Raw genomic sequence first — 24,557 nt, forward strand, 5'->3', positions numbered from 1 at the left:
CCGGCGACCACGCCCCGACCCTGGAAGGCTCCATGCACGACGACATCCCCCTCACGACCGGACGGGCCCGCCGGGTCCTCGACGAGCGCATCACGCCGGCGGTGCACGCCACCGCCGTGCCGCTGGAGACCGCGTGGCACGAGCTGCCGGGGAGCCGATCCCGCCGGCGCAGGGACTCGCGCTCGAGTTCACGCCGTACGAGGTCGGCACACCCTGGGGCGCCGCGTGGGGGACGACGTGGTTCCGGCTGACCGGGACGGTCCCGAGCGCATGGGCCGGACGTCGGGTCGAGGCCGTGGTCGACCTCGGGTTCGACAAGAACATGCCGGGGTTCCAGTGCGAGGGCCTCGTGTACCTGGCCGACGGCACGCCGGTGAAGTCGATCAACCCGCGCAACCAGTGGGTGCTGCTGACGGAACGGGCCGAGGGCGGCGAGACCATCGAGCTCTTCGTCGAGGCGGCGTCGAACCCCGTCCTGCTCGACTACCACCCCTTCCTCGTCACGCACGAGGGCGACATCCAGACCTCGTCGTCGAAGCGGCTGTACACCTCGCGCCGGATGGACCTCGCCGTGTTCGAGTCCGAGGTGCACGAGCTCGCGCTCGACATCGACGTCCTGCTCGAACTGCAGGCCGAGCTGCCCGAGGGACCGCGACGGATGCGGATCCTGCAGGCCCTCGACGACGCGCTGGACCGGCTCGACCTGCAGCACATCGCAGCGACAGCGGGTGACGCCCGAGCGGCGCTCGCCGACGTGCTCGCCGCCCCTGCCGAATCGTCCGCGCACACGATCTCGGCGATCGGCCACGCCCACATCGACTCCGCGTGGCTCTGGCCAGTCCGCGAGACGATCCGCAAGGTCGCACGTACCACCTCGACGATGACCGAGCTCATCGACCAGACCGACGACTTCCTGTACGGCATGTCGAGCGCCCAGCAGTACGCTTGGATCAAGGAGCACCGACCCGAGGTGTACGCCCGGGTCACGGCCGCCGTCCAGGCCGGCCGGTTCCTGCCGATCGGCGGCATGTGGGTCGAGTCCGACACCGTGATGCCCACCGGCGAGAGCATCGTCCGCCAGTTCTCGCAGGGGCAGCGGTTCTTCGAGCGCGAGTTCGGCATCCGGCCCAGGGGCGTCTGGCTGCCGGACAGCTTCGGGTACTCGCCGGCGCTGCCGCAGCTCATGCGCCGTGCGGGCTTCGAGTGGTTCTTCACGCAGAAGATCTCGTGGAACCAGGTCAACAAGTTCCCGCACCACACGTTCCTGTGGGAGGGCATCGACGGCTCACGGGTGTTCTCGCACTTCCCCTCGATGGACACCTACAACTCGCGCCTGTCCGGCAGCGAGGTCGCGAAGGCCTCCCGCCAGTTCCGTGAGAACCGGCTCGCGACCGGATCGATCGCCCCGGTCGGCTGGGGCGACGGCGGCGGTGGCACCACCCGCGAGATGACCGGCACGGCTGCGCGGCTCGCCGACCTCGAGGGCAGCGCCAAGGTCCGCTGGGAGCACCCGGACACCTTCTTCGACCGTGCCAAGGCCGAGCTGCCCGACCCGCCGGTGTGGGTGGGGAGCTCTACCTCGAACTGCACCGTGCCACCCTGACCAGTCAGCACGGCACCAAGCAGGGCAACCGCCGGTGCGAACAGCTCCTCATCGAGGCCGAGCTCTGGGCCGCGACCGCCGCCGCACGCAGCGACTTCGCCTACCCCTACGACGAGCTCGACGCCCTGTGGCAGCAGGTCCTGCTGCAGCAGTTCCACGACATCCTGCCGGGGACCTCGATCGCCTGGGTACACCGCGAGGCCGAGGCGAGGTACGCCGAGACGGCCGCAGCCCTGACCGCGATCATCGACCAGGCGCTCTCGGCGCTCGCCGGTGCCGGAGACGCGGCCGTCGTCGTGAACCCGGCCCCGTTCCTCCAGGCCGGCGCACCCGCACAGGGCGCCGTCCTGGCGACCGACGTGGCGGAACCGACCGCTGTCACGCTGACGGAGCACGACGGCGGGTACGTGCTGGCGAACGAGCTGGTGCGCGTGACCGTCACCGACCAGGGTCTCGTCACGAGCGCCGTCGACCTGGTCAGCGGGCGCGAGGCGATCGCCGCCGGGCAAGCCGCGAACCTGCTGCAGCTACACCAGGACTTCCCGAACATGTGGGACGCGTGGGACGTCGACCGGTACTACCGGAACCGGGTCGAGGACCTGGTGGACGTCTCGTCGCTCGAGGCCTCGGTCGACGACGCAGGTGTCGCACGGGTCGTCGTGTCGCGGTCCTTCGGCGACTCGACCGTGCGGCAGGAGATCGTCCTCGCACCGGACTCCCGCACGCTCGAGTTCGACCAGACGACCGACTGGCACGAGACCGAGAAGTTCCTCAAGGTCGCGTTCCCACTCGACGTCCGCGCCGAGCACACCGTCGCCGAGACGCAATTCGGAGCGCAGAAGCGGGTGACGCACACGAACACCTCGTGGGAGGCCGCGAAGTTCGAGACCTCGATGCACCGCTACGTGCTCGTGTCCGAGCCGGGGTTCGGCGTCGCGCTGGTGAACGACTCGATCCACGGCTTCGACACCACCCGCGACGCCGTCGACGGGCACGTCACCACCACCGTGCGGCTGTCCCTGCTGCGGGCACCGCGGTTCCCCGACCCCGAGACCGACCAGGGCGTGCAGACGCACCGGTACGGCATCGTCATCGGGACGGACCAGCTCGGGGCCACCGCGGCGGGCGTCCGGATGAACGCCGGCGCGCGGACCGTCACCGGGGCGCACGGGTTCGCGCCGCTCGTGCGGGTGTCCGGCGGGGTCGTGCTGTCGAGCGTCAAGCTCGCCGACGACCGCTCCGGCGACCTGGTCGTCCGGGTGTACGAGCCGGTGGGTCGGCGGGGGACCGGTCGGATCTCGGTCGAGGGGCCGTTCGGTCCTGCTGCCGAAGTCACCTTGCTCGAGGAGCCGTTGTCCGACACGGATGCCTCCGCCTCCGCCTTCGCCGTCGACGCGTACGAGGTGCGGACCTTCCGCTTCCCACGGAACTGACCAACCTGTTCACGACCAACCCATTCAAGGAGGAATGACATGAAGAAGTCCACGAAGTTCGGGATCGTGGCGGCCATCGCCGCGATGGTGGCGGCGCCACTGGTGCCGTCAGCCGCGACCGCAGCCCCGACCACTGCTGCAGCCGCCGGCACTGCCGCCGCCACCAAGTCCGGGCCGACGAGCATCGCCTACGTCGAGGTCAACAACGACCAGCTCGCCAACGTCGGCCGCTACACGTTGTCCGGCGGTGCGAACGCCTTCGACGTCGCGATCATCTTCGCGGCGAACATCAACTGGAACGGCTCCAAGGCGGTCCTGGTCAACAACGACAAGGTGCAGGCGACCCTCGACAACGCCGCGACGCAGATCAAGCCGCTGCAGGCGAAGGGCATCAAGGTGTCGCTGTCGGTCCTCGGCAACCACCAGGGTGCGGGCATCGCCAACTTCCCGACCCAGGCGGCCGCGTCGGACTTCGCGTCCCAGATCGCCGCCACCGTGTCGAAGTACGGACTCGACGGCGTCGACCTCGACGACGAGTACTCCGACTACGGCGCGAACGGCACCCCACAGCCGAACCAGCAGTCGATCGGTTGGCTCATCACCGCGCTGCGTGCCCAGATGCCCGGCAAGCTCATCTCGTTCTACGACATCGGCCCGGCCTCGTCCTCACTGTCGTCGTCGAGCAGCACCATCGGCTCGAAGCTCGACTACGCCTGGAACCCCTACTACGGCACGTACTCGGCGCCGTCGATCCCGGGGCTCGGCAAGGACCGGCTGTCCGCGGCCGCGGTCGACATCCAGAACACGGCGCAGTCGACGGCGGTGTCGCTCGCTTCGCGCACGAAAGCGGACGGGTTCGGCGTCTTCATGACGTACAACCTGCCGGGAGGCGACAAGTCCGCCTACGTCTCCGCCCTGACGCAGAAGCTCTACGGGCAGACTGCGACGTACCGCTGACGCTTCCGCCCTGACTACGGCGGCTGGGGGCTCGGCCTGGTGCGAGGTTCCGCACTCGGTGCGAGCCCCCGGCCGTCGCACCGAGTGTGGAACCTCGCACGGTGTTCGGCCGACCTCGCACCGTGCGAGGGGTGCGGCCGTACGATCGCCGCATGGAGCTCGAGTTCCGCGGCGAGGTCATCGAGTGGCGCGGCCCTTCGCCGTTCTTCTTCGCCGTCGTGCCGCCGGACGCCGCCGAGGTCATCGCGGACCTCGCGCCGATGCTCACCTACGGGTGGGGTGTGATCCCCGCCCGGGTGACGATCGGTGCCGTGACGTGGACGACCTCGTTGTTCCCGAAGGACGGCGGGTACCTCGTGCCGCTCCGGACGGCCGAGCGCAAGCGTGCGCACGTGGACCTCGGGGACGCCCCGCAGATCACGCTCGAGCTCGGCGGCCCCTGAAGAAGAGCCGATCGGAGCGTCCTGACGACGGTGCGATGGGGTGCTCGCTCCTCGCCGGCGAGCCTCAGAGCCAGACGGCGACACCACCGTGTGATGAGCACGTGCCACGCCGGGACTGGCTGAAGCTGTACGTGCCGTCACCGCACTTCGCCGTGGCACCAGCTGGCGCGCTCGACGCGACCTCTGGACGGCACACGGTGGCACCCGCGGTGTTGACGTAGGTGCCGTTCGTGCACGACGGAGCAGCGGGCGCAACGGGGGCGACGTACGTCCCGACGGTGGTGACCTGCGTCACCGGCGACGTCGTCACACGCTCGCTCTGCAGGACCCGCCGGGTCTCGACGCCGTTCGTGTAGGTGACCGAGTACGTCTTCGTGGTGACGCCGTCCGTGCCCGGAGTGGTCACGGACGAGGTGCCCTGCGCGACGGTGGCGTCCTGCACCGTCGTCACACCGAACGGGATTCGAGCGGTCTCGACGACTTCCTCGGTGGTGATCACCGGAGTCGGGGTCGGCGTCGGAGTCGCGGTGCGCGTCGGGCGCGGGGTGCGAGTCGGAGTCGGAGTCGGTTTCGCGCTCGATGTCGTCACCGCAGCGGCCACGACGGGGACGGGTCGCTCGGGCAACGGGTGTGTTGCTCCATAGGCGGAGGTCGAGCCGATCAGCGCCGCCAATGCGATTCCGGCGCCGATCGCAGCAGTGCCACGCTTCCGCGGGATGCGGAGCCAGGTCGACCGGCGGAACGCGACGCCGTAGAGCATCGTGGGCAGGAGGATGAGCGTGATCATCAGCAGCATTCCCCAGAACCCGGACGATGCGACGCCGGCGAGTGCGAGGACGGCGGTGCCCACGATGCCGACCCAGGTGATGATCGGTACTCGACGACGGGCACGTGGGGTGCGCGGGCTTGCGGACTTGCGGGGGTTCGGCACGGAGCTCCTTGGTATGGCGAGGACCGCTCAAGTGTCCTGGAATCAACTCCGCCACCCCATCCCCAGTTCTGGGCGGTGTCGAGCGCACCGTGCGCGCCTGTTCGCTCCGTGCGCGGTTGATGGCTCCGTGCGCCGCAACAACCTCGCACCGAGCGTGCAATGAGGCCCCAGTCGACGATGCCGACACCGTGCGAGCCGGGCAGAAGGACGAAGCAAGAAGCAAGAGAGGGGATGACGGGAATCGAACCCGCGTGGCCAGTTTGGAAGACTGGGGCTCTACCATTGAGCTACATCCCCGCGCTGCGCACGTGTCGCAGCCCGACCATCGTAGCGGACGAACGAGTACCGACATGCCACCCCGTGTGATGCTCCCGCCGACCGACGCCGATGCACGGCGGATCAAGCGGTCGCGGGTGGTCTCGTACGCGCTGGTGGTCCTCGCCGCGATCGTGTTCTCGATGCGCCCGGAGCTGTTCGGGGATCCGCAGTCGCAGCCCGCGCACGCCCTGCTGCACGTGTGGCGGATCGTCGTCGGGATCGTGCTCGGGGTGGTGGCGCTCGGGGTCCAGGTGGCGGTCGGGGTGCAGTGGCGGAAGGGCCTGCGACGCGCTGCGGAACACGACGACGTCCCTCCCGGGAACCGCCCGGCCCCGGACCGCTAGACTCATCGGCGTCGCGTGCGCCCTTCGGCGTGCGCGAACACCCTGGCCCAGTCAAACGGGGCGTAGCTCAGCTTGGTAGAGCGCCCGCTTTGGGAGCGGGAGGTCGCAGGTTCAACTCCTGTCGCCCCGACCAGGTCCTCGAGAACCATCGACCACACGAACGTCAATCAACAGGAGAACATCCCGTGGCCACCAGCACCGTCGACAAGGTGAGCGACACCCGCGTCAAGCTCACCGTGAACGTGACGCCGGAAGATCTCAAGCCGAGCATCGACCACGCGTACAAGCACATCGCCGAGCAGATCAACATCCCCGGTTTCCGCAAGGGCAAGGTCCCGCCGGCGATCGTCGACCAGCGCGTCGGCCGTGGCGAGGTCCTGAACCACGCCGTCGGTGACGCCATCGACAACTTCTACCGCCAGGCGGTCGAAGAGCAGGAGCTGCGCATCCTCGGCCGTGCCGAGGCCGACGTCGCCGAGCTGCCGAACCTCGCCGACTTCGCGGGCGACCTCGTCCTCACCTTCGAGGTGGACGTGCGTCCCGAGTTCGACCTGCCGGACTACTCCGCGTACGAGCTCACCGTCGACGCCGTCGAGGTGTCGGACGACGAGATCGAAGAGGAGCTGCAGAACCTGCGCACCCGCTTCGGCACGCTCGTGACCGTCGACCGTCCGGCGAAGACCGGCGACTTCGCGCAGATCGACCTGACCGCCAGCATCGGCGACGACGAGGTCGACTCGGCCACGGGCGTCTCCTACGAGATCGGCTCCGGCGACCTGCTCGAGGGCATCGACGAAGCGCTCGAGTCCCTGACCGCCGGTGAGTCGACGAACTTCGAGTCGAAGCTCGTCGGTGGCGACCGCGAGGGCGAGACCGCCCAGATCGCCGTCACCGTCACCGCCGTCAAGGAGCGCGAGGCTCCCCGAGGCCGACGACGAGTTCGCCCAGATCGCCAGCCAGTTCGACACGATCGACGAGCTCAAGGGGGACCTGAAGGAGCAGATCGCGAAGTCCAAGACCTTCGGTCAGGGCGCCGCGGCTCGCGACAAGCTCGTCGAGAAGCTCATCGAGGACGTCAACATCCCGATCTCGGAGCAGCTCATCGAGGACGAGGTGCACCGTCACCTCGAGCAGGAGAACCGCCTCGAGGACGACGAGCACCGCAAGGAGGTCTCCGAGTCCAGCGAGAAGGCCTTCCGCTCGCAGATCCTCCTCGACTCCATCGCCGAGAAGGAGGAGATCCAGGTCTCCCAGGAGGAACTGACCCAGTACCTCATCCAGGCTGCTGCGCAGTACGGCATGGAGCCGGCCGAGTTCATCAAGGTCATCGACCAGAACGGCCAGATCCCCGGCATGGTCGGCGAGGTCGCCCGCTCGAAGGCGGTCGCGACCGTCCTGTCGAAGGTGACCGTCAAGGACACCAACGGCGACGCAGTCGACCTGTCCGCCTTCACGGCGGGCGTCGCGCAGGCCCCTGCTGAGGACGCCGAGTAACGAACTCGACGCCACCAGCAAGACGCAACGGGAGGCACGGTGCCAGCTGGCACCGTGCCTCCCGTCCGTCGTTTCCGGACCATCGCATTGCCGACAGCGAACACACGCGAAGTGGTGCGTTGCAACCGATAAGTTCGACAACAAGCGACAACTGAACGGGAGCTTTTCCATGGCCGAAGCAACACTGAACCCCAGTGTTTTTGACCGCCTTCTGAGAGACCGGATCGTGTGGCTCGGCTCCGAGGTCCGCGACGACAACTCGAACGAGATCGCAGCCAAGCTGCTGCTGCTCGCCGCCGAGGACCCTGAGAAGGACATCTACCTCTACATCAACTCGCCCGGTGGCTCGATCACCGCCGGCATGGCGATCTACGACACGATGCAGTTCGTCCCGAACGACATCGTCACCGTGGGCATCGGCCTGGCCGCGTCGATGGGACAGTTCCTGCTGTCCTCCGGCACGCCGGGCAAGCGCTACATCACGCCGAACGCCCGCGTCCTGCTGCACCAGCCGTCCGGCGGGTTCGGCGGCACCGCTGCCGACATCCAGACGCAGGCCAAGGTCATCCTCGACATGAAGCAGCGCATGGCGGAGCTCACGGCCGAGCAGACCGGCAAGTCGATCGAGCAGGTCCTCAAGGACAACGACCGCGACAACTGGTTCAGCGCGCAGGAGGCCCTCGAGTACGGCTTCGTCGACCACCTGCGTGCCTCGTCGGCCGAGGTCGTCGGCGGTGGTGGCACCGTCGGCGACGGTGCGACGCCGACCGCGGCTGCCGACCCCGACGCCCAGTCCTGACCCCCACCGAAGAAAAGGAAACGAGAATGCATCTCCCAATGCTCGGTGGCGCGCAGAACGTCCCGGCTCCCTCCGATCGGTACATCCTGCCGAGCTTCGAGGAGCGCACGGCCTACGGCTACAAGCGCCAGGACCCGTACGCGAAGCTCTTCGAGGACCGCATCGTGTTCTTCGGCGTCCAGGTCGACGACGCGTCGGCTGACGACGTCATGGCCCAGCTGCTCGTGCTCGAGTCGATGGACCCCGACCGCGACATCGTCATGTACATCAACTCGCCCGGTGGCTCGTTCACCGCGATGACGGCGATCTACGACACGATGCAGTACATCCGTCCGCAGATCCAGACGGTCTGCCTCGGTCAGGCCGCCTCGGCCGCGTCGGTGCTCCTCGCCGGTGGCACGCCGGGCAAGCGTCTGGCCCTGCCGAACGCCCGCGTGCTCATCCACCAGCCCGCTGTCCAGCAGGGTGGCGGCCAGGCGTCGGACATCGAGATCCAGGCGGCGGAGATCCTCCGCATGCGCACCTGGCTCGAGGAGACGCTGTCGAAGCACTCCAACAAGACGCCGGAGGAGATCAACCACGACATCGAGCGCGACAAGATCATGTCCGCGCAGGAAGCCGTGGAGTACGGTCTGATCGACCAGGTCCTCACCAGCCGCAAGAACCTGCCGGCGCTCGTCAAGTAGCACCAGCAGGAACGACGAAGGCCCCGCACCGATCGGTGTGGGGCCTTCGTCGTGCAGCGGTGTCAGTCCTCGGTGTCGTCCGTCTCGGGCGCGGGGCGGCGTCGCAGGAGCAGCAGGACGGCGACGACCGCGGCGACGAGGACGACGCCGCCGGCGCCGATCCAGAGCGCGTCGGTCGCGGCCGAGTCGGTGTCGCCCGAGGCGGTGCCGGTGGTCGCGGCCGCGGTGGAGCCGTCTCTCGCGGTGGCGCAGGTCGGCGGCGTGGTCGATCCCGAGGCCGCGGAGAAGCCCGACGGGGCCTTCCACGTGAAGGCGTACTCGTCGGAGACGGTGTGGCCGTCGGCGGAGACGATCTGCCACTCGACGGTGTACTTCCCCGAGCCGCCGAGTGCGGCGGGCGTGGTCATCGAGGGGCCGTCGATGTCGACGCAACCGTCCTCGTAGTACTTCCCGTCCGGGCCCACGACCCGGAAGGCGAAGCCCGAACCCGAGTCGCCGATGTCGAGCAGCTTGTCGTTCGTGGTGATCTCGAACGTCTTCGGCAGGCTGGTGAGCGTGCCGCCGACCTCCGGGGTGGACGCGATCAGGTAGTTGTGCGCGCTGGCGGGACCCGCGAGCCCGAGGATCGCACCGCCTGCGATCGCGACGGCCGCGGCGGACCCGGCCACGAGCCTCCAGGCAGAGGACCGCAGCCGAGCCCGACGCGAGCCGCGCTGCGTCACTTGGCGGAGCTCCGACGACGCGTGCCGGCGACGGCGACGACCAGGGCGACGGCGCCGAGCACCAGACCGCCCAGGCCGAGGAAGCGGCCGACCAGGTCGGGGTCCGCAGGGGCGTTCGAGCCGGCTGCGGCCTCGGCGGTCGGGGTGGTGGCGACCGGGTCACCGTCGTCGTCCGTGGCCTCGGCCGCGGTCAGCGTGATCGAGGGGGCCGGGTGCTCGGGCTCGGCCTCGCCGGCCTGCTGCTCCTGGTTCCACTCGACCGAGCCCTTCTCGCAGGTCTGGATCGCGGGGAACTCGACGAGGTCGCCGGCCTTGCCGTCCGGCAGCGAGAAGGAGAGGGCGAAGGTGTCGCGCTCGTCGGCGGGGAGCGGGGTCTTCGCGGTGTAGGTGATGCTCGTGACGCGCTCGGCTGCGTCCTCGGCGTGCTCACCGTCGGCCGCGGCGGAGGGGCTCGTGTACGGCTCGGTCGTCTTCGAGATCTTCCAGTTCGGGTTGACCGTCGGCGTGACCTCGATGACGGACTCGGGCACCTGGAACTCGATCTTCGTGGTGGGGGAGCCGTCGCAGCCGTGCGGGACCGAGAAGGTCGCCGTGGTGTACGAGTTCGCGGCGGTCGAGGTGGCCGTGGCGGACACGTGCGCGCTGGCTGCGCCGGCGGTGCCGAGGACGATGACGGCCACGGCGCCGAGGGTGACGGCGCCGCCGGCGGCGAGACGCTTCTGCATGGGGATCCTTCGATGGTCGGGACGGTGTTTCTACAACTTGTAGAGAAGACTGGATCACGGTAGCAGCCCCGAACGCCCTGGGCGAACGCGCGCGCGAAATCCCGCGGCGACGCACGGTCGGTGTCACCGGTTGCGGTTAGGCTCGTGTCCACGACGAGGTGCCCACCAGCAGCGGTGCACCAGCGGCCGGTGCGAGTGCGCGGGCCGGCATGTCCAACCAGGGAGGCACGGCAATGGCACGCATCGGAGAGAGCGGGGACCTCCTCAAGTGCTCCTTCTGCGGCAAGAGCCAGAAGCAGGTGCAGCAGTTGATCGCCGGTCCGGGTGTCTACATCTGTGACGAGTGCGTCGAGCTGTGCAACGAGATCATCGAGGAGCGTCTGGCCGAAGCGGGCGAGGACACCTCGAGCGGTGACTTCGAACTGCCGAAGCCCCGCGAGATCTTCGACTTCCTGCAGGAGTACGTCATCGGGCAGGATCCGGCGAAGCGCGCTCTCGCCGTGGCCGTCTACAACCACTACAAGCGCATCCGTGCGCAGGGGCAGATCACCGCTGCCGAAGACCGCGACGACATCGAGATCGCCAAGTCGAACATCCTGCTCATCGGCCCGACCGGCTGCGGCAAGACCTACCTGGCGCAGACCCTGGCGAAGCGCCTCAACGTGCCGTTCGCCGTCGCCGACGCCACCGCCCTGACCGAGGCCGGCTACGTCGGTGAGGATGTCGAGAACATCCTGCTCAAGCTGATCCAGGCCGCCGACTACGACGTCAAGCGCGCCGAGACCGGCATCATCTACATCGACGAGGTCGACAAGATCGCCCGCAAGGCCGAGAACCCCTCGATCACGCGTGACGTCTCCGGCGAAGGCGTGCAGCAGGCACTGCTCAAGATCCTCGAGGGCACGGTCGCATCCGTCCCGCCGCAGGGCGGTCGCAAGCACCCGCACCAGGAGTTCATCCAGATCGACACGACGAACGTCCTGTTCATCGTGGCCGGTGCGTTCGCCGGGCTCGAGGACATCGTGTCCTCGCGCGTCGGTAAGCGGGGGATCGGCTTCGGCGCGCCGCTGCACAGTGCGACCGACCACCAGGACCTCTACTCCGAGGTCCTGCCGGAAGACCTGCACAAGTTCGGCCTGATCCCCGAGTTCATCGGTCGTCTGCCCGTCGTCACCACGGTGTCGCAGCTCGATCAGGCAGCGCTCATGCAGATCCTGACCGAGCCGAAGAACGCGCTGATCAAGCAGTACCAGCGGATGTTCCAGATCGACGGCGTGGAGCTCGAGTTCGACCAGGGTGCGCTCGAGGCGATCGCCGACCTGGCTGTGCTGCGCCAGACCGGTGCCCGTGGCCTGCGCGCCATCCTCGAAGAGGTCCTCGGCCCGGTGATGTTCGACGTCCCGTCCGACGACGACGTGGCGCGCGTGGTGATCACTCGCGAGTCCGTGCTCGAGAACGCGGCGCCGACCATCGTGCCCCGGCCGCGGGCGAAGCGCGTCGAGAAGTCGGCGTAGCGCTCCGCTCGCTCCGAAGCCCCGCGCCGGATCGGTGCGGGGCTTCGTCGTGGTGGGGCGGTCGCACGGCCTGCGGGTCGGCGTCTGGTTCTTCCCATGACGGCTGCGATGGAAGGTGAGATCGGGCGTACCTGGTCGAAAGTTCCGACCAGGTACGCCCGAATCGACGCGGTACGCCCGAAAGCGCCCGGTCCGCGCCGCGCGCCGCGCGCCTACTCGAGCCCGCGGCGACGCAGCAGCGGGCCGACCTCGGCGTCACGGCCGCGGAAGTCGCGGTACGCCTCGAGCGGGTCCTTCGACCCACCGACGCCGAGCAGTCGTTCCGCGAAGCGTCGACCGGCTGCACGGTCCAGCCCGCCGTTGTCGCGGAACCACTCGACCGTGTCGGCGTCGAGCACCTCGGACCAGATGTAGCCGTAGTACCCGGCGTCGTACCCGCCCGAGAACGTGTGCGCGAAGTACGTCGACGAGTACCGCGGCGGCACGGCCTCGACCGCGATGCCGGCGGCCTCCAACGCCGAGCGCTCGAAGTCCTCGACGGACGTCACCGCGGCGGCCTCTGCGGCGGAGAGCCGGTGCCAGGCCTGGTCGAGCAGCGCCGCGGCCAGGTACTCGGTCGTGCCGAAGCCCTCGTTGAAGCCCTCGGACTCGCTCAGGCCCAGGACGAGCTCGGGCGGCAGCGGGGCACCGGTCTCGTGGTGCTTCGCGTAGTTCGCCAGGACGGACGGCCACGACACCCACATCTCGTTCACCTGGCTCGGGAACTCGACGAAGTCGCGCTCGACGTTCGTGCCCGAGAACCGGGGGTAGGTGGTGCGGGCGATGAGACCGTGCAGCGCGTGGCCGAACTCGTGGAAGAGCGTCTCGACCTCGTCCTGGATGAGTAGCGTCGGTGACCCGGGCGCCGGCTTCGCGACGTTGAGGTTGTTCACCACGACGGGCAGCGTGCCGAGCAGCTCGGACTGCTCGACCACGGGGTTCATCCACGCGCCGCCGCGCTTGCCGTCGCGCGTGTACAGGTCGAGCAGGTAGAGCCCGACGGGTTCGCCGTCGTCGCCGGTGACCTCGAAGACACGGACCTCGTCGTTGTAGCCGTGCAGGTCCGGACGCTCGGTGAACGTCAGGCCGTAGAGGGCACCCGCGGCGTGGAAGACGCCGTCGTGCAGGACCCGGTCGGCCTCGAAGTACGGTCGGAGCGCCGAGCTGTCCGCGGCGAACTGCTCCCCGCGCAGGATCTCGGTGGCGTACGCCCAGTCCCACGACTCGATGTCGAACCCGACCGTGCGGGACCGGACGGCCCGCTCGTCGTCGGCGTTCCGTGCCGCAGCGCCGACGAGCGACGACAGCAGCCCGTCGACGGCCTCGGGGTCTTCGCCGTCTCGTCGGCAGTGACGACGGCGGCGTGGTTCGGGAACCCGAGCAGTTCGGCGCGCTCGGCACGGAGCCGGACGATGCGCAGCAGGACCTCGCGGTTGTCGTACCGGTTGCCGCGGCGGCCGCGGGCGAGCGAGGCGCGCATGATCCGCTCGCGCAGGTCGCGGTTCGCGAGCGACGGCAGCCACGGGTGGCCGGTGTAGAGCGGCAGGGTGATGAGCCAGCCCTCGAGGCCGCGGTCCGCTGCGGAGCCGGCAGCGGCGGACTTCGCACCGTCGTCGAGCCCCTCGAGCTCGGCTTCGTCGGTCACGTGCACGGCGGAGTCGTTGGTGTCCTCGAGCAGGTTGCGCTCGAAGGTGGTGGTGAGCGTGGACAGCTCCTGGTTGATCGCGGTGAGACGCTCCTTGCCGGCGTCGTCGAGCCCGGCGCCCGCCAGGGTCATCTCGGCGTGGGTTCGCTCGACCAGGCGGAGCGCCTCGCCCTCGAGCCCGGCGGCTGCGGCGCCGTCGAGCACGGACTGCACGCGGGCGTAGAGCCGGGAGTCCAGCGTGATCGCGTCGCGGTGGGCCGCGAGCAACGGGGAGACCTCGGCCTCGAGGTCGTGCAGCTCCGGCGTCGAGTCCGCCGACGACAGCGTGAAGAACACGTGGCTGACACGGGTCAGCAGCTGCCCGGAGCGCTCGAGAGCGATGAGGGTGTTCTCGACCGTCGGTGCGTGTGGATCGGTGGCGATGGCCTCGACCTCGGCGCGCTGCTCGGCCATGCCGGCCTCGAAGGCCGGTCGGTAGTGCTCGAGTCGCACGTCGCCGAAGGGCGGCAGGGCGTAGGGGAGGGTGCTCGGGACGTCGAACGGGGTTGCCATCTCCCCACCCTACGGACGTCGCGCCGTGACGGGGCGGACGGGAGGCCCGTGGCGGCCTGGCCCCGCGCCTCCCGTCCGCCTTGTGGGTGCGTTCTCGGTCAGCGGGTCGCGGCGTCGATCAGCGTCGACGCAGCACGGCGGGCGTGCGCTGCAGGTTCCGTGGTGCCGGCGATGGCCGCAGTGGTCTGCGCACCCTCGGCGAGCAGGGCGAGCTGTGCGGCGAGTTCCTCGGCACGGTCGGGATCGGTGACGACCTCGGCGGTGAGCTCCTGCACGAACCGCTGGAACGAGTCCTTGTGGTCGCGGGCGATCTCGGCGACCGCAGGCGAGGTCGCGCCGAGCTCCCCGAAGGCGTTGATGAACCCGCAACCGCGGAACGTGTCGTCGCCGAACCACGACTCGAGGAAGTCGTACACGGCGAGCAGCTTGTCGCGCGGGGTGGTGGCCGCCTCGACCGCGCCGTGCACGCCGCGTTCCCACAGGTCGTGCCGCCCGGACAGGACGGCCGCGATGAGCTGCTCCTTGCCGGGGAACGCCGCGTAGAGCTTCTTCAGCGAGACGCCTGCGCCGGTGCGGATCTCGTCCATGCCGACGGACTGGATGCCGCGCGCGTAGAACAGCTGGTCGGCGACGTCCACGATGTGAGCGCGGACGCCGGCGTCGACCGTGCTGATGGTGCTGGTTGCCATGACGTACCCCGTTCGCTGCGTGTTCACCGTTCCCGAGTTGCGCCGGGAACGATCGTTCTCTAGTGTAAGCCACATCGACGGAGAACGGACGTTCTCCGCGAGGTTCAGGGAAGGAAACGATCATGGGTGCCATCACCGTCGGAACCGAGAACAGCGTCGACATCGAACTCCACTACGAGGACAAGGGAACCGGTCAGCCGATCGTGCTGATCCACGGCTTCCCCCTCGACGGCAACTCGTGGGAGGGCCAGACCCCGGCCCTGCTCGACGCCGGCTACCGCGTCATCACCTACGACCGCCGCGGCTTCGGGCAGTCCTCGCAGCCGTCCACCGGATACGACTACGACACCTTCGCCGACGACCTGCACACCGTCCTGACGACCCTCGACCTGCGCGACGTGATCCTCGTCGGCTTCTCGATGGGCACCGGCGAGATCGCCCGCTACATCGGCCGCCACGGCGAGGACCGGATCGCCAAGGTCGCGTTCCTCGCCTCGCTCGAGCCGTTCCTGGCCATCACCGACGACAACCCCGACGGCGCCGGCCCGATGTCGTTCTTCGAGGGCATCGCAGCCGACGTCAAGAAGGACCGCTACGCGTACTTCACGAACTTCTACCAGGACTTCTTCAACCTGTCGGAGAACCTCGGCTCGCGCATCTCGGAAGAGGCCGTCCGCAACGCCTGGAACGTCGCCGCCGGCTCGGGAGCGATCGCGTCCGCCGCGGCACCGCTGACCTGGCCGACCGACTTCCGCCAGGACATCCCGAAGGTCACCGCCCCGGCGCTGATCGTGCACGGCACGGCGGACAACATCCTGCCGATCGACGCCACCGGCCGACGCTTCACCAAGGCCCTGCCGGCAGCGAAGTACGTCGAGATCGAGGGCGCCCCGCACGGCCTCCTCACCACGCACACCGCCGAGGTGAACGAGGTGCTGCTCACCTGGCTCGCCGAGTAGTCGCGAGCGGCGCGCGTCTCGCGGCGCCCGCATCGTGAGCAGAAATGGTCGGGTTCCCACCGGGGACCCGACCATTTCTGCTCACCGAGCAACTGCGCCGGCGCGTCAGTCCTCTTCCGCCGCGTCGTCGGGGTTCGTGACCTGCGCGTGCCCGGCATCGTCGAGATGGATCGAGGTGCCGTCGTCGAGCTCGACGATCGGCTTGCCCTCCAGGAACGTCAGGGTCCAGCCCCACGTCCCCGTGTCGACCGACTCGGCCACCAGCTCGTCCTCGACCCCGCGCACAGCGACGACCATCGCCTCGGGTAGTCGCGCAGGCGGCTCCCCACCCACGCTCCATCGTGTGCCCAACTGCATCCGTGCCTCCTGTCCGGTGGTGGACCGGCCGGATCGCCGACGCGACCCGGCCGGACGACCGACGTTACGCCTGCTGTTCCGCGAGCTCGATCTCGGTGACGGCGAGCTCGTCGCCGTCGACGAATGACAGGTTCTCGATGCGGCCGACGGCCGCCAGGTCGACCGCCGCGCGCTCGATGAGCGCCCGCGTCTCGGCCGGCGCCGCGACGACGGCACGCGTGACGGGCGTCTTCTGGGACGCCTTCGCCGACGTCTTCGCGCCGCGGATCCCGATGAGCGCCTGTCCGACGGCCGCGAGCAGCCCGGTGGGGGCCGCGTCGGTGGGCAGGTCGGCAGCGGTCGGCCAGGAGGCCCGGTGCACGCTGGTCTCGTGGGTCCAGGCCCACACCTCTTCCGTCGCGTACGGGAGGAACGGTGCCAGCAGTCGGAGCAGCACGTCGATCGCGCCGCGCAGCGCCAGGACCGCGCTCGCCTGGGTCTCGTGCGTCGCGTCGGCCGCCGTGCCGTAGGCACGTTCCTTCACGAGCTCGAGGTAGTCGTCGCAGAAGGTCCAGAAGAACCGCTCCGTGATCTCGAGCGCGCGGGCGTGGTCGAACCCGTCGAACGCGGCGGTGGCCTGCTCGACGACCGCACCGAGCTCGGCGAGCATGTCGACGTCGAGTGCCTCGGGCACGCTCGTGGCGCCCTCGGGCAGGGGGAAGCCGTAGACGAACTTGGCGGCGTTCAGCACCTTGATCGCCAGACGACGACCGACCTTGATCTGCTTCGGGTTCTGCGGGTCGAACGCCGCGTCGGTGCCGAGCTTGGACGAGGCCGCCCAGTAGCGGACCGCGTCGGCGCCGTGCTGCTCGAGGATCGACAGCGGCGTGACGACGTTGCCCTTCGACTTCGACATCTTCTTGCGGTCGGGGTCGACGATGAAGCCGGAGATGCTGGCGTGCTTCCACGGCACGGTGTCCGCTTCGAGCTGGCTGCGGAGCACCGTCGTGAAGAGCCACGTGCGGATGATGTCCTGCGCCTGCGGGCGGACGTCGTACGGGTAGACGAGGTCGTAGAGCGCCGGGTCGGTCTCCCACTTGCCCGCGAGCTGCGGGGTGAGCGACGACGTGGCCCAGGTGTCCATGACGTCGAGCTCGCCCTGGAACCCGCCGGCGACGCCGCGCTGGTCCTCGGAGTAGCCCGGAGCCGGGTCGGACGACGGGTCGACGGGCAGCTGCGCCTCGGTCGGGACGATCGGCTGGTCGAACACCGGGTTGCCGTCGGCGTCGAGCGGGTACCAGACCGGGATCGGCACACCGAAGAACCGCTGGCGCGAGATGAGCCAGTCGCCGGACAGGCCACCGACCCAGTTGTCGTATCGGACGCGCATGAAGTCGGGGTGGAACGCGATCTCCTCGCCGCGGGCGCGGAGCGTCGTCTTGAGTGCGTCGTCGCGGGCACCGTTGACGATGTACCACTGGCGGGTCGAGACGATCTCGAGGGGCTTGTCGCCCTTCTCGAAGAACTTCACCGGGTGGTTGATCGTCTTGACGTCGCCGACGAGCTCGCCGGACTCGGTCAGGGCGTCCACGACGACCTTCTTCGCCGAGAACACGGTCTTGCCGGCCATCTCGGCGTAGAGCGCCTTGCCGGTCGCCGACTCGATCCACTCGGGCTCGTCGGAACGGACACGGCCGTCGAAGCCGAGGATCGCGCGGTTCGGCAGCTGCAGCTCGCGCCACCAGACCACGTCGGTGGTGTCGCCGAAGGTGCAGACCATCGCGATGCCGGCGCCCTTGTCCTTCTGCGCCAGGTGGTGCGCGAGCACCGGGACCTCGACGTCGAACAGGGGGAGCGGACCGTGGTGCCGAACAGGTCCTGGAACCGCTCGTCGTCCGGGTGTGCGACGAGGGCGACGCACGCCGGCAGCAGCTCGGGACGGGTCGTCTGGATCACGACGTCGTCGCCGCCGTCCGCACGGTGGAACGCGATGCCGTGGTACGCGCCCGGCATCTCCTTGTCCTCGAGCTCGGCCTGTGCGACCGCGGTGCGGAACGTGACGTCCCACAGGGTCGGGGCGTCGGCCTGGTAGGCCTCGCCGCGCTCGAGGTTGCGGAGGAAGGCACGCTGCGCGCTCGCCCGCGAGGTCTCGTCGATGGTGCGGTACGACTGCGTCCAGTCCACCGACAGCCCGAGGGTGCGGAAGAGCTCCTCGAACTGCTGCTCGTCCTGCACGGTCAGCTGGTCGCACAGCTCGATGAAGTTGCGGCGCGAGATCGGCAGCTGGTCGGCGGCCTTCGACGACTTGCCGTCGCCGCCCTCGAACGGCGGCGTGAAGTCGGGGTCGTAGGGGAGCGTCGGGTCGCAGCGGACGCCGTAGTAGTTCTGCACGCGGCGCTCGGTCGGCAGGCCGTTGTCGTCCCAGCCCATCGGGTAGAAGACGTGCTTGCCCCGCATGCGCTCGAACCGCGCCTTGAGGTCGGTGTGCGTGTACGAGAAGACGTGCCCGATGTGCAGCGATCCGGAGGCGGTCGGCGGCGGGGTGTCGATCGAGTAGACGGCGTCGCGGTGGCCGGCGGCGTCACGGTCGAAGCGGTAGGTGCCGTCCTGCTCCCAGACCGGCCCCCAGACCTGCTCGAGTCCGTCGACGCTGGGCTTCTCGGGCATGGGCTTGGTCATGGCTGCGCCTTCCGTGCGTGTGTGCGGCACCGAGTCCGTGATGAGGTGCCTGAGTGTCCCCGCTCGATGCGGGGTGTCCCAATCGTAGCGGGCGGGACCGACGCGGCTCACGAGCGCTCGGAGCGGCGATTACCACACCGACCTGTCGGACACGCCGGGGACCTGGTAGTCTGTCGGAGTTTGTCCGGCGAGCGCGGGTTCGCAGGAACTGCACCGTTGCCGTCCGCCGGACGCCCGAAGGACGCACCGCACACCGGAGGAACTCTCTTGGCACCGAACGACGCACCCCACCCGCACGGCGATCGGCCGCAGCCGCACGGCGACCGACCGCTGCGCTCGAAGGGCGCTGCGAAGCGCGCTCGGCGCAAGCTGACGAAGGACGACGTCACCGTCGTCGAGGAGTCGCTGCTCAAGCGCGCCGTGGCGGCCGCTGCCCTCGGCAACGCGATGGAGTGGTTCGACTTCGGCATCTTCGCGTACCTGACCGTCACGATCTCGCAGGTCTTCCTGCCACAGGGCGACCCGGCCGCGAACATCGTCGCGACCTTCGGGTTCTTCGCCGCCGCCTTCATCGTCCGTCCGATCGGTGGCGCCGTCTTCGGCCCGATCGGCGACAAGATCGGCCGGCAGAAGGTCCTCGCGCTGACGATGATCCTGATGGCCGCCGGCACGCTGATGATCGGCCTGATCCCGTCGTACGACTCGATCGGCTTCTGGGCTCCGGTCCTGCTGCTCGTTGCCCGCTTCGTGCAGGGCTTCTCGACCGGCGGTGAGTACGGCGGCGCCGCGACCTTCATCGCCGAGTACTCGCCGGACAAGCGCCGCGGGTTCATGGGCTCGTGGCTCGAGTTCGGCACCCTGGCCGGCTACGTGCTCGGCGCGTCGATCGTCACCGGCCTGCAGTTCGGCCTGTCCGAGGACGCCCTGCTCAGCTGGGGCTGGCGCATCCCGTTCATCATCGCGGGCCCGCTCGGCCTGATCGGCCTGTACCTGCGCCTCAAGCTCGAGGAGACCCCGGCCTTCCAGAAGCAGCAGGAGCAGGCCGCCGAGCGCGAGGGGCAGAAGACCCCGTTCCTCAAGCTCTTCGCCGAGAACTGGCGCGCGCTCATCATCTGCATCGGCCTGGTCCTGGTCTTCAACGTGACCGACTACATGCTGCTGTCGTACATGCCGACCTACCTCGAGCAGAACCTCGGCCAGAACGCCACGTTCGGCCTCATCCTGATCGTCGTCGTGATGCTGCTCATGATGGTCGTCATCACGTTCGGTGGCCGGCTGTCCGACAAGTTCGGTCGTCGCCCGGTCCTCGCCGCCGGCTGCATCGGCTTCATCCTGCTGTCCTGGCCGGCCCTCAAGCTCGTCCAGACCGGCACGGGCGTCGGGGTGTTCTCCGGCCTGCTCATCCTCGGTGTCGTGCTCGTCACGTTCACCTCGACCATGCCGTCGACGCTGCCCGCGCTGTTCCCGACGATCATCCGCTACGGCGCCCTGGCGATCGCGTTCAACGTCTCGGTGTCGCTGTTCGGTGGCACCACCCCGCTCGCGACCTCGGCGCTCATCAACGCCGCGAAGGACGCCGGCTACGGCTGGGCCGAGGACATCCCGGCGTTCTACCTGATGCTGGCCGCCGTCATCGGGCTCGTCGCGGTGTACTTCACCAAGGAGACCGCCGCCACCCCGCTCATGGGCTCCGGCCCGACGGTCGGTTCCGAGGACGAGGTCGCCGGCGTCATCGAGGACTACAACGACCCGACGTCGGAGTTCGCGCAGTCGGACTGGGCGAAGGACTTCGCGACGAGCGAGATCCCGATCATCTCGGCCGGCGCGGCGAAGAAGGGTGACGAGAAGAAGGAGCCCGCGGGCTCGTAGTCGCACGGCGCCCCGCAGTGCACTTGCCGGAAACGGGCGTACCTGGTCGTTTCTTTCGACCGGGTACGCCCGTTTCCGCTTCCCATCGCACCCGTTCTGGGAAGGAACGGACGCACCACGGCCTGGAGGCACGGCGCGCGTCCGTCACGGGCGTCGCGCCGTGCCCCCAGTCGCGTCCAGGGCTGTGCGCGCGTCCCCGAGACTCGGCCCGGTCGCGCGGTCATTCGCGCTGAGCGACAGTTCTCGCGCGCTGCGCCGCGAGAACTGTCGCCCAGCGCGAAACTCGGGGCCGCGCTACGCGACGCCGGTCGCGAGCCGGTCGGCCGCGTGCAGCAGCCGCGCGGTCACGGCGTGCGTCGGTCGGTCGAACACCGACGCCGCGGGGCCGTGCTCCACGACGCGCCCCTCGTGCACGACCAGCACGTCGTCGGCCATCCGCCGGACCGCCCGGAGGTCGTGCGACACGAACACCATCGCCACGCCGGTGGTGTCGCGCAGCCCCTCGAGCAGGGTCAGCACGGCGTCCTGCACCGTGGCGTCGAGTGCCGTGACGGGTTCGTCGAGCACGATCACCTCGGGTGACGTCGCCAGCGCCCGGGCGATCGCGAGCCGCTGCCGTTGCCCCCGGACAGTGTCAGCGGGGATCGTCGTCGGAGCACGGGGTCGAGGCCGACCTGTTCGAGCGCCGCGTCGACCCGCTGCCCGAGCGGCCCCCGGGCCGAGCGTTCGGCACCGCCGGAGAACGCGTCCGCGAGAGCCCGCTCGACGCTCCACCGCTCGTCGAACGTCGCCCCCGGGTCCTGCACGACCGCGGCGAGTCGGTGCCGGTGCGGGCGTCGGTCGCGTTCGTCGAGCGGGACCCAGGGTGCGCCGTCGAGCGTGACGGTGCCGGTGTCGGGCGTCTCGAGCCCGAGCAGGATCCGCGCGAGCGTCGTCTTGCCGGACCCGGACGCGCCGATGACGCCGAGCACCCGGCCTCGTCCGAGCCCGAACGACACGTCGTCGACGGCGCGGACCCCGTCGAATGCGCGCGAGATCCCGGCGGCGGCGAGCACCGGGCCCGCACGGTGCGAGGTTCCGCGCGACGTGCGAGCCTCGGCGCCCCGCACGGTGCCCGGAACCTCGCACACTGCGCCAGGGCCACCCGCGCCACCCGCGGCGCGCACCAGTGCCTGGGTCGCCTCGTGCTGCGGCGTCGCGAACACCGAGCCCACCGGTCCCTCCTCGACGACGCGTCCCTCGTGCATGACGACCACCCGGTCGGCCCAGCCCACGACGAGCCCGAGGTCGTGCGTGATCACGAGGAGTCCGGCCCCGCGCGCCTGAGCGGCACGGAGCTGCTCCATCACCGTGACGGCGACCCCGGCGTCCAGCGCGGTGGTGGGTTCGTCCGCGACGACGAGTTCCGGCGACCCGACCGTCGCGGCGGCGATGAGCGCCCGCTGCCGCATCCCGCCGGACAGGGTCCCGGCGAGCCGACCGTCCGTCGCGATCGACGGGTCCAGGCCGACGGCCTCGAAGGCGGCGCGGACGGCGTCCACCCGCGCGGCCGCGGTCATCTCGGTGTGCAGTCGCAGTGCATCGGCGACCTCGCGCCCGACGGGACGCAGCGGGTCCAGGGCGCCCAGTGCCTCCTGGCCGACGTAGCCGACCCGCGATCCCCGGACCGATCGCCAGCGCCGGTCGGAGAACGCACGGACGTCGAGTCCGGCCACCGTGAGCCGGTCGACCCGGACGGCGGAACCGGCGGCGGACAGGCCCAGCGCGGCGCGCGCGGTCACGGTCTTGCCCGAACCGGACGCGCCGACGAGTGCGACGCACTCGCCCGCCTCGACCCGGAGAGCGACGTCGTGGACGACGGTCGTGCCGCCGATCGCGACGGTGAGGCCGCGCATGTCGAGGACGGTCATCGGAGGGCTCCCGTTCGTCTGATCGCCCGCCCGAGCACCGTCACCGCGGTCGCCAGGACGACGATCGCGAGACCGGGGAAGGTGCTCATCCACGGGGCGGTCTGCAAGTAGGTGCGGCCGTCGGCGAGCATCGCGCCCCACTCCGGGGCCGGTGGTGGCGTGCCGACGCCGAGGTAGCTGAGGGCCGAGGCCCACACGATCGCCTGCCCGATGCCGAGGGTCCCGACGGCGACGACGGGCCAGAGCGCCGCGGGCAGCACGTGTCGGAGGACGATCCGGCCGGGGAACGTCCCATCACCACGGCGGTCTCGATGACCTGCGAGGACCGGGCGCGGAGCACGAGCCCCCGCACGATGCGGGCGTACCCGGGCGCGGTGGCGAACCCGACCGCGAGCATCGCCGGGACGGGCCCGGGGCCGGTCACCGCGATGACGACCAGTGCGACGAGCAGCAGCGGCAGGGCGAACGCGACCTCGGTGATCCGTCCCACGACGGCGTCGACCACCCGGCCGCCGAGTCCCGCGACGACGCCGAGCACGATGCCGACCCCGCCGCCGACGAGCGTCGCGACGACCCCGACGACGAGCGAGGCCCGCGTCCCCGCGACCACCCGGGCGAGGACGTCCCGGCCGGACTCGTCGGTGCCGAACGGGTGGGTGCCACTCGGCGCGAGTAGCGCGTCCGACGGGTGCACGGCGAGCGGGTCGCCGCCACCCAGCAGCGCGGGCCAGACAGCGGCGACGACCGCCACGGCCACCACCACCGCCGCGACCGTGCCGGCCGGTCCGAGCGTCCCACTATGGAACCGCTCGGGCCGTCCGTCGGACGGGTCGCGCTGGGCACCGGCCTGGAGGCTCGGCTCGGCGATGCCGCTCACCGTGCGCCCGCCTCGGACCGGGTGACGCGCGGGGCGCGCCGCCTGGTGCGGCCACCGGGTCGGGTCGCGTCGGCGCGTGGGTCCACCAACCGCTCGACGAGGTCGGCGACGGCGAGGACGACGACGTACGCCGCTGCCGAGACGAGCGCGATGCCTGCCACGAGGGGCATGTCCCGCTGCGTGACGGCGGTCACGAGGGCACGGCCGATGCCCGGGAGCGCGAACACCGACTCGACGACGACGGCCCCGGAGACGAGCGACCCGAAGGCCCAGGCGGACAGGGCGATGCCCGGCAGTGCGGCGTGCCGGAGGAGGTGCCGGCCGAAGAGCCCGGCGCGGGTCTCGCCGCGGCTCCGGGCGGCGAGGGCGAACGCCGACCGCTGCGCGTCCACCACGCCGTCGCGGACCGTCTCGGCCAGGTACCCGGCGACCGGCACGGCGACCGTGACCACCGGCAGCACCCAGCCGCGGGCGGTGCCGTCGCTCACGGCGGGGACCCACCCCAGCGCGCTGGCGAACACCACGATCAGGACGCTGCCGAGCCAGAAGTGCGGCGTGACGCTCGCGGTGACGCTCAGGGCGCTCGTCAGACCGGCGGCGAACCGGCCGCGCTGGGTCGACCACCACGCGGCGACGATCGCGAGCACCCAGGCGACGACGAGCCCGAGGACCGCGAGCGTCAGCGTCACGGGCAGCTGCTGGCCGAGGAGCGTCGCGACCGGGGTCCGGAACGCGTAGGAGTCACCGAGGTGACCGGTCGCCAGTCGCCCCAGGAACACGACGTACTGCACGAGCACCGGTCGGTCCAGGCCGTACTCCTGTCGGACCTGCGCCACGGCCTCGGCCGAGGCCTGCGAGCCGGGTCCGCCGAGGATCGCGAGCGCCGGGTCGCCGGGGATGAGCCGGATCGCGACGAACACGATCGTCGCGACGGCCCAGAGCACGCCGATGCCGCCGGCCAGGCGGCGGAGTCCCCACAGGGCCCACGCCGACCACCCGGCGGGCGTGCTCCGACGTCCGCGACGCAATCCGT

15 protein-coding genes, 2 tRNA genes and 6 pseudogenes are annotated in these 24,557 nt (G+C 70.2%); 11 read left to right on the forward strand and 12 right to left on the reverse strand.

Features of this window, described 5'->3' with window-relative positions; translation table 11 throughout:
- Window positions 1-32 precede the first annotated feature (32 nt).
- The 3 genes and pseudogenes from JN350_RS08505 to JN350_RS08515 all read left to right on the forward strand — a co-directional run bounded on the left by JN350_RS08505 (window position 33) and on the right by JN350_RS08515 (window position 4,436).
- Window positions 33-3,036, forward strand: a pseudogene (locus JN350_RS08505) (alpha-mannosidase).
- A 39-nt stretch (window positions 3,037-3,075) separates the two neighbouring features.
- A complete protein-coding gene (locus tag JN350_RS08510; RefSeq protein WP_205464213.1) occupies window positions 3,076-3,993 on the forward strand; it encodes an endo-beta-N-acetylglucosaminidase H in 918 nt (305 codons plus the stop codon).
- Between the two features lie 152 nt (window positions 3,994-4,145).
- On the forward strand, window positions 4,146-4,436 hold the full coding sequence (locus tag JN350_RS08515) for a DUF1905 domain-containing protein (protein WP_205464214.1): 291 nt from the start codon (window positions 4,146-4,148) through the stop codon (window positions 4,434-4,436).
- 64 nt (window positions 4,437-4,500) lie between these two features.
- Here the strand turns inward: JN350_RS08515 and JN350_RS08520 are convergent, their stop codons facing one another.
- The gene (locus JN350_RS08520; RefSeq protein ID WP_205464215.1) at window positions 4,501-5,367 is read right to left on the reverse strand and encodes a DUF3761 domain-containing protein; all 867 of its coding nucleotides are present in this window, start codon (window positions 5,365-5,367) and stop codon (window positions 4,501-4,503) included.
- A gap of 226 nt (window positions 5,368-5,593) precedes the next feature.
- Window positions 5,594-5,664: transfer RNA gene (locus JN350_RS08525), tRNA-Gly, on the reverse strand.
- A gap of 53 nt (window positions 5,665-5,717) precedes the next feature.
- Between JN350_RS08525 and JN350_RS08530 the strand changes: the two genes are divergently transcribed.
- The 5 genes and pseudogenes from JN350_RS08530 to JN350_RS08550 all read left to right on the forward strand — a co-directional run bounded on the left by JN350_RS08530 (window position 5,718) and on the right by JN350_RS08550 (window position 9,008).
- Entirely contained in the window at window positions 5,718-6,029 is a 312-nt protein-coding gene (locus JN350_RS08530) for a hypothetical protein (protein ID WP_205464216.1), read from the forward strand.
- 56 nt (window positions 6,030-6,085) lie between these two features.
- A tRNA-Pro gene (locus JN350_RS08535) sits at window positions 6,086-6,162 on the forward strand.
- 52 nt (window positions 6,163-6,214) lie between these two features.
- Window positions 6,215-7,523, forward strand: a pseudogene (gene tig, locus JN350_RS08540) (trigger factor).
- Between the two features lie 169 nt (window positions 7,524-7,692).
- Window positions 7,693-8,322 (forward strand): ATP-dependent Clp protease proteolytic subunit, encoded by a 630-nt coding sequence (locus JN350_RS08545; protein WP_111084515.1) that lies wholly within the window; start codon window positions 7,693-7,695, stop codon window positions 8,320-8,322.
- 26 nt (window positions 8,323-8,348) lie between these two features.
- Entirely contained in the window at window positions 8,349-9,008 is a 660-nt protein-coding gene (locus JN350_RS08550; RefSeq protein ID WP_205464217.1) for an ATP-dependent Clp protease proteolytic subunit, read from the forward strand.
- A gap of 62 nt (window positions 9,009-9,070) precedes the next feature.
- On the opposite strand, the gene JN350_RS08555 is transcribed toward JN350_RS08550, so the two are convergent.
- A complete protein-coding gene (locus JN350_RS08555; RefSeq protein WP_240347647.1) occupies window positions 9,071-9,676 on the reverse strand; it encodes a copper resistance CopC family protein in 606 nt (201 codons plus the stop codon).
- A 50-nt stretch (window positions 9,677-9,726) separates the two neighbouring features.
- On the reverse strand, window positions 9,727-10,455 hold the full coding sequence (locus tag JN350_RS08560; RefSeq protein ID WP_205464219.1) for a YcnI family copper-binding membrane protein: 729 nt from the start codon (window positions 10,453-10,455) through the stop codon (window positions 9,727-9,729).
- A 233-nt stretch (window positions 10,456-10,688) separates the two neighbouring features.
- On the opposite strand from JN350_RS08560, the gene clpX reads away from it, so the two are divergent.
- Window positions 10,689-11,969, forward strand: coding sequence for an ATP-dependent Clp protease ATP-binding subunit ClpX (gene clpX, locus JN350_RS08565; RefSeq protein WP_111084519.1), 1,281 nt, complete (start codon window positions 10,689-10,691; stop codon window positions 11,967-11,969).
- A 212-nt stretch (window positions 11,970-12,181) separates the two neighbouring features.
- On the opposite strand, the pseudogene JN350_RS08570 reads toward clpX, so the two are convergent.
- Together JN350_RS08570 and JN350_RS08575 are read right to left on the reverse strand one after the other, a co-directional pair.
- Window positions 12,182-14,205, reverse strand: a pseudogene (locus JN350_RS08570) (M3 family metallopeptidase).
- Window positions 14,206-14,303: 98 nt separating this feature from the next.
- A complete protein-coding gene (locus JN350_RS08575) occupies window positions 14,304-14,894 on the reverse strand; it encodes a TetR/AcrR family transcriptional regulator (RefSeq protein WP_123673567.1) in 591 nt (196 codons plus the stop codon).
- A gap of 122 nt (window positions 14,895-15,016) precedes the next feature.
- Between JN350_RS08575 and JN350_RS08580 the strand changes: the two genes are divergently transcribed.
- Window positions 15,017-15,853 (forward strand): alpha/beta fold hydrolase, encoded by an 837-nt coding sequence (locus JN350_RS08580; protein WP_205464220.1) that lies wholly within the window; start codon window positions 15,017-15,019, stop codon window positions 15,851-15,853.
- 105 nt (window positions 15,854-15,958) lie between these two features.
- Here JN350_RS08580 and JN350_RS08585 read toward each other — a convergent pair whose 3' ends face one another.
- Together JN350_RS08585 and valS are read right to left on the reverse strand one after the other, a co-directional pair.
- Window positions 15,959-16,210 (reverse strand): hypothetical protein, encoded by a 252-nt coding sequence (locus tag JN350_RS08585; RefSeq protein WP_205464221.1) that lies wholly within the window; start codon window positions 16,208-16,210, stop codon window positions 15,959-15,961.
- 64 nt (window positions 16,211-16,274) lie between these two features.
- Window positions 16,275-18,856: pseudogene (gene valS / locus JN350_RS08590) on the reverse strand (valine--tRNA ligase).
- 279 nt (window positions 18,857-19,135) lie between these two features.
- Between valS and proP the strand changes: the two are divergent.
- Complete coding sequence (proP, locus tag JN350_RS08595) at window positions 19,136-20,737, forward strand: glycine betaine/L-proline transporter ProP (protein WP_240347648.1); 1,602 nt, start codon at window positions 19,136-19,138, stop codon at window positions 20,735-20,737.
- A 294-nt stretch (window positions 20,738-21,031) separates the two neighbouring features.
- Here proP and JN350_RS19235 read toward each other — a convergent pair whose 3' ends face one another.
- The 4 genes and pseudogenes from JN350_RS19235 to JN350_RS08610 form a co-directional block, all read right to left on the reverse strand.
- Window positions 21,032-21,304 (reverse strand): hypothetical protein, encoded by a 273-nt coding sequence (locus tag JN350_RS19235; RefSeq protein WP_461964512.1) that lies wholly within the window; start codon window positions 21,302-21,304, stop codon window positions 21,032-21,034.
- A 42-nt stretch (window positions 21,305-21,346) separates the two neighbouring features.
- Window positions 21,347-22,647, reverse strand: a pseudogene (locus JN350_RS08600) (ATP-binding cassette domain-containing protein); the annotation flags it as partial.
- A pseudogene (locus JN350_RS20760) lies at window positions 22,644-23,524 on the reverse strand (ABC transporter permease). The pseudogenes JN350_RS08600 and JN350_RS20760, both read right to left, overlap by 4 nt.
- Window positions 23,521-24,552 carry an ABC transporter permease gene (locus JN350_RS08610; RefSeq protein ID WP_240347651.1) on the reverse strand — a complete coding sequence of 344 codons (1,032 nt, stop codon included), beginning with the start codon at window positions 24,550-24,552 and terminating at the stop codon, window positions 23,521-23,523. Before JN350_RS08610 ends, JN350_RS20760 begins: the two are co-directional and overlap by 4 nt.
- Between the last annotated feature and the right edge of the window lie 5 nt (window positions 24,553-24,557).

This window comes from Curtobacterium sp. 24E2 (assembly GCF_016925595.1).
In the GTDB taxonomy this organism is placed as follows: Bacteria; Actinomycetota; Actinomycetes; order Actinomycetales; family Microbacteriaceae; genus Curtobacterium.

Coding starts and splice junctions, on each gene's coding strand:
- JN350_RS08510 (WP_205464213.1), top strand. CDS start 3,076: ATGAAGAAGTCCACGAAGTTCGGGATCGTGGCGGCCATCGCCGCGATG.
- JN350_RS08515 (WP_205464214.1), top strand. CDS start 4,146: ATGGAGCTCGAGTTCCGCGGCGAGGTCATCGAGTGGCGCGGCCCTTCG.
- JN350_RS08530 (WP_205464216.1), top strand. CDS start 5,718: ATGCCACCCCGTGTGATGCTCCCGCCGACCGACGCCGATGCACGGCGG.
- JN350_RS08545 (WP_111084515.1), top strand. CDS start 7,693: ATGGCCGAAGCAACACTGAACCCCAGTGTTTTTGACCGCCTTCTGAGA.
- JN350_RS08550 (WP_205464217.1), top strand. CDS start 8,349: ATGCATCTCCCAATGCTCGGTGGCGCGCAGAACGTCCCGGCTCCCTCC.
- JN350_RS08560 (WP_205464219.1), bottom strand. CDS start 10,455: ATGCAGAAGCGTCTCGCCGCCGGCGGCGCCGTCACCCTCGGCGCCGTG.
- clpX (WP_111084519.1), top strand. CDS start 10,689: ATGGCACGCATCGGAGAGAGCGGGGACCTCCTCAAGTGCTCCTTCTGC.
- JN350_RS08575 (WP_123673567.1), bottom strand. CDS start 14,894: ATGGCAACCAGCACCATCAGCACGGTCGACGCCGGCGTCCGCGCTCAC.
- JN350_RS08580 (WP_205464220.1), top strand. CDS start 15,017: ATGGGTGCCATCACCGTCGGAACCGAGAACAGCGTCGACATCGAACTC.
- JN350_RS08585 (WP_205464221.1), bottom strand. CDS start 16,210: ATGCAGTTGGGCACACGATGGAGCGTGGGTGGGGAGCCGCCTGCGCGA.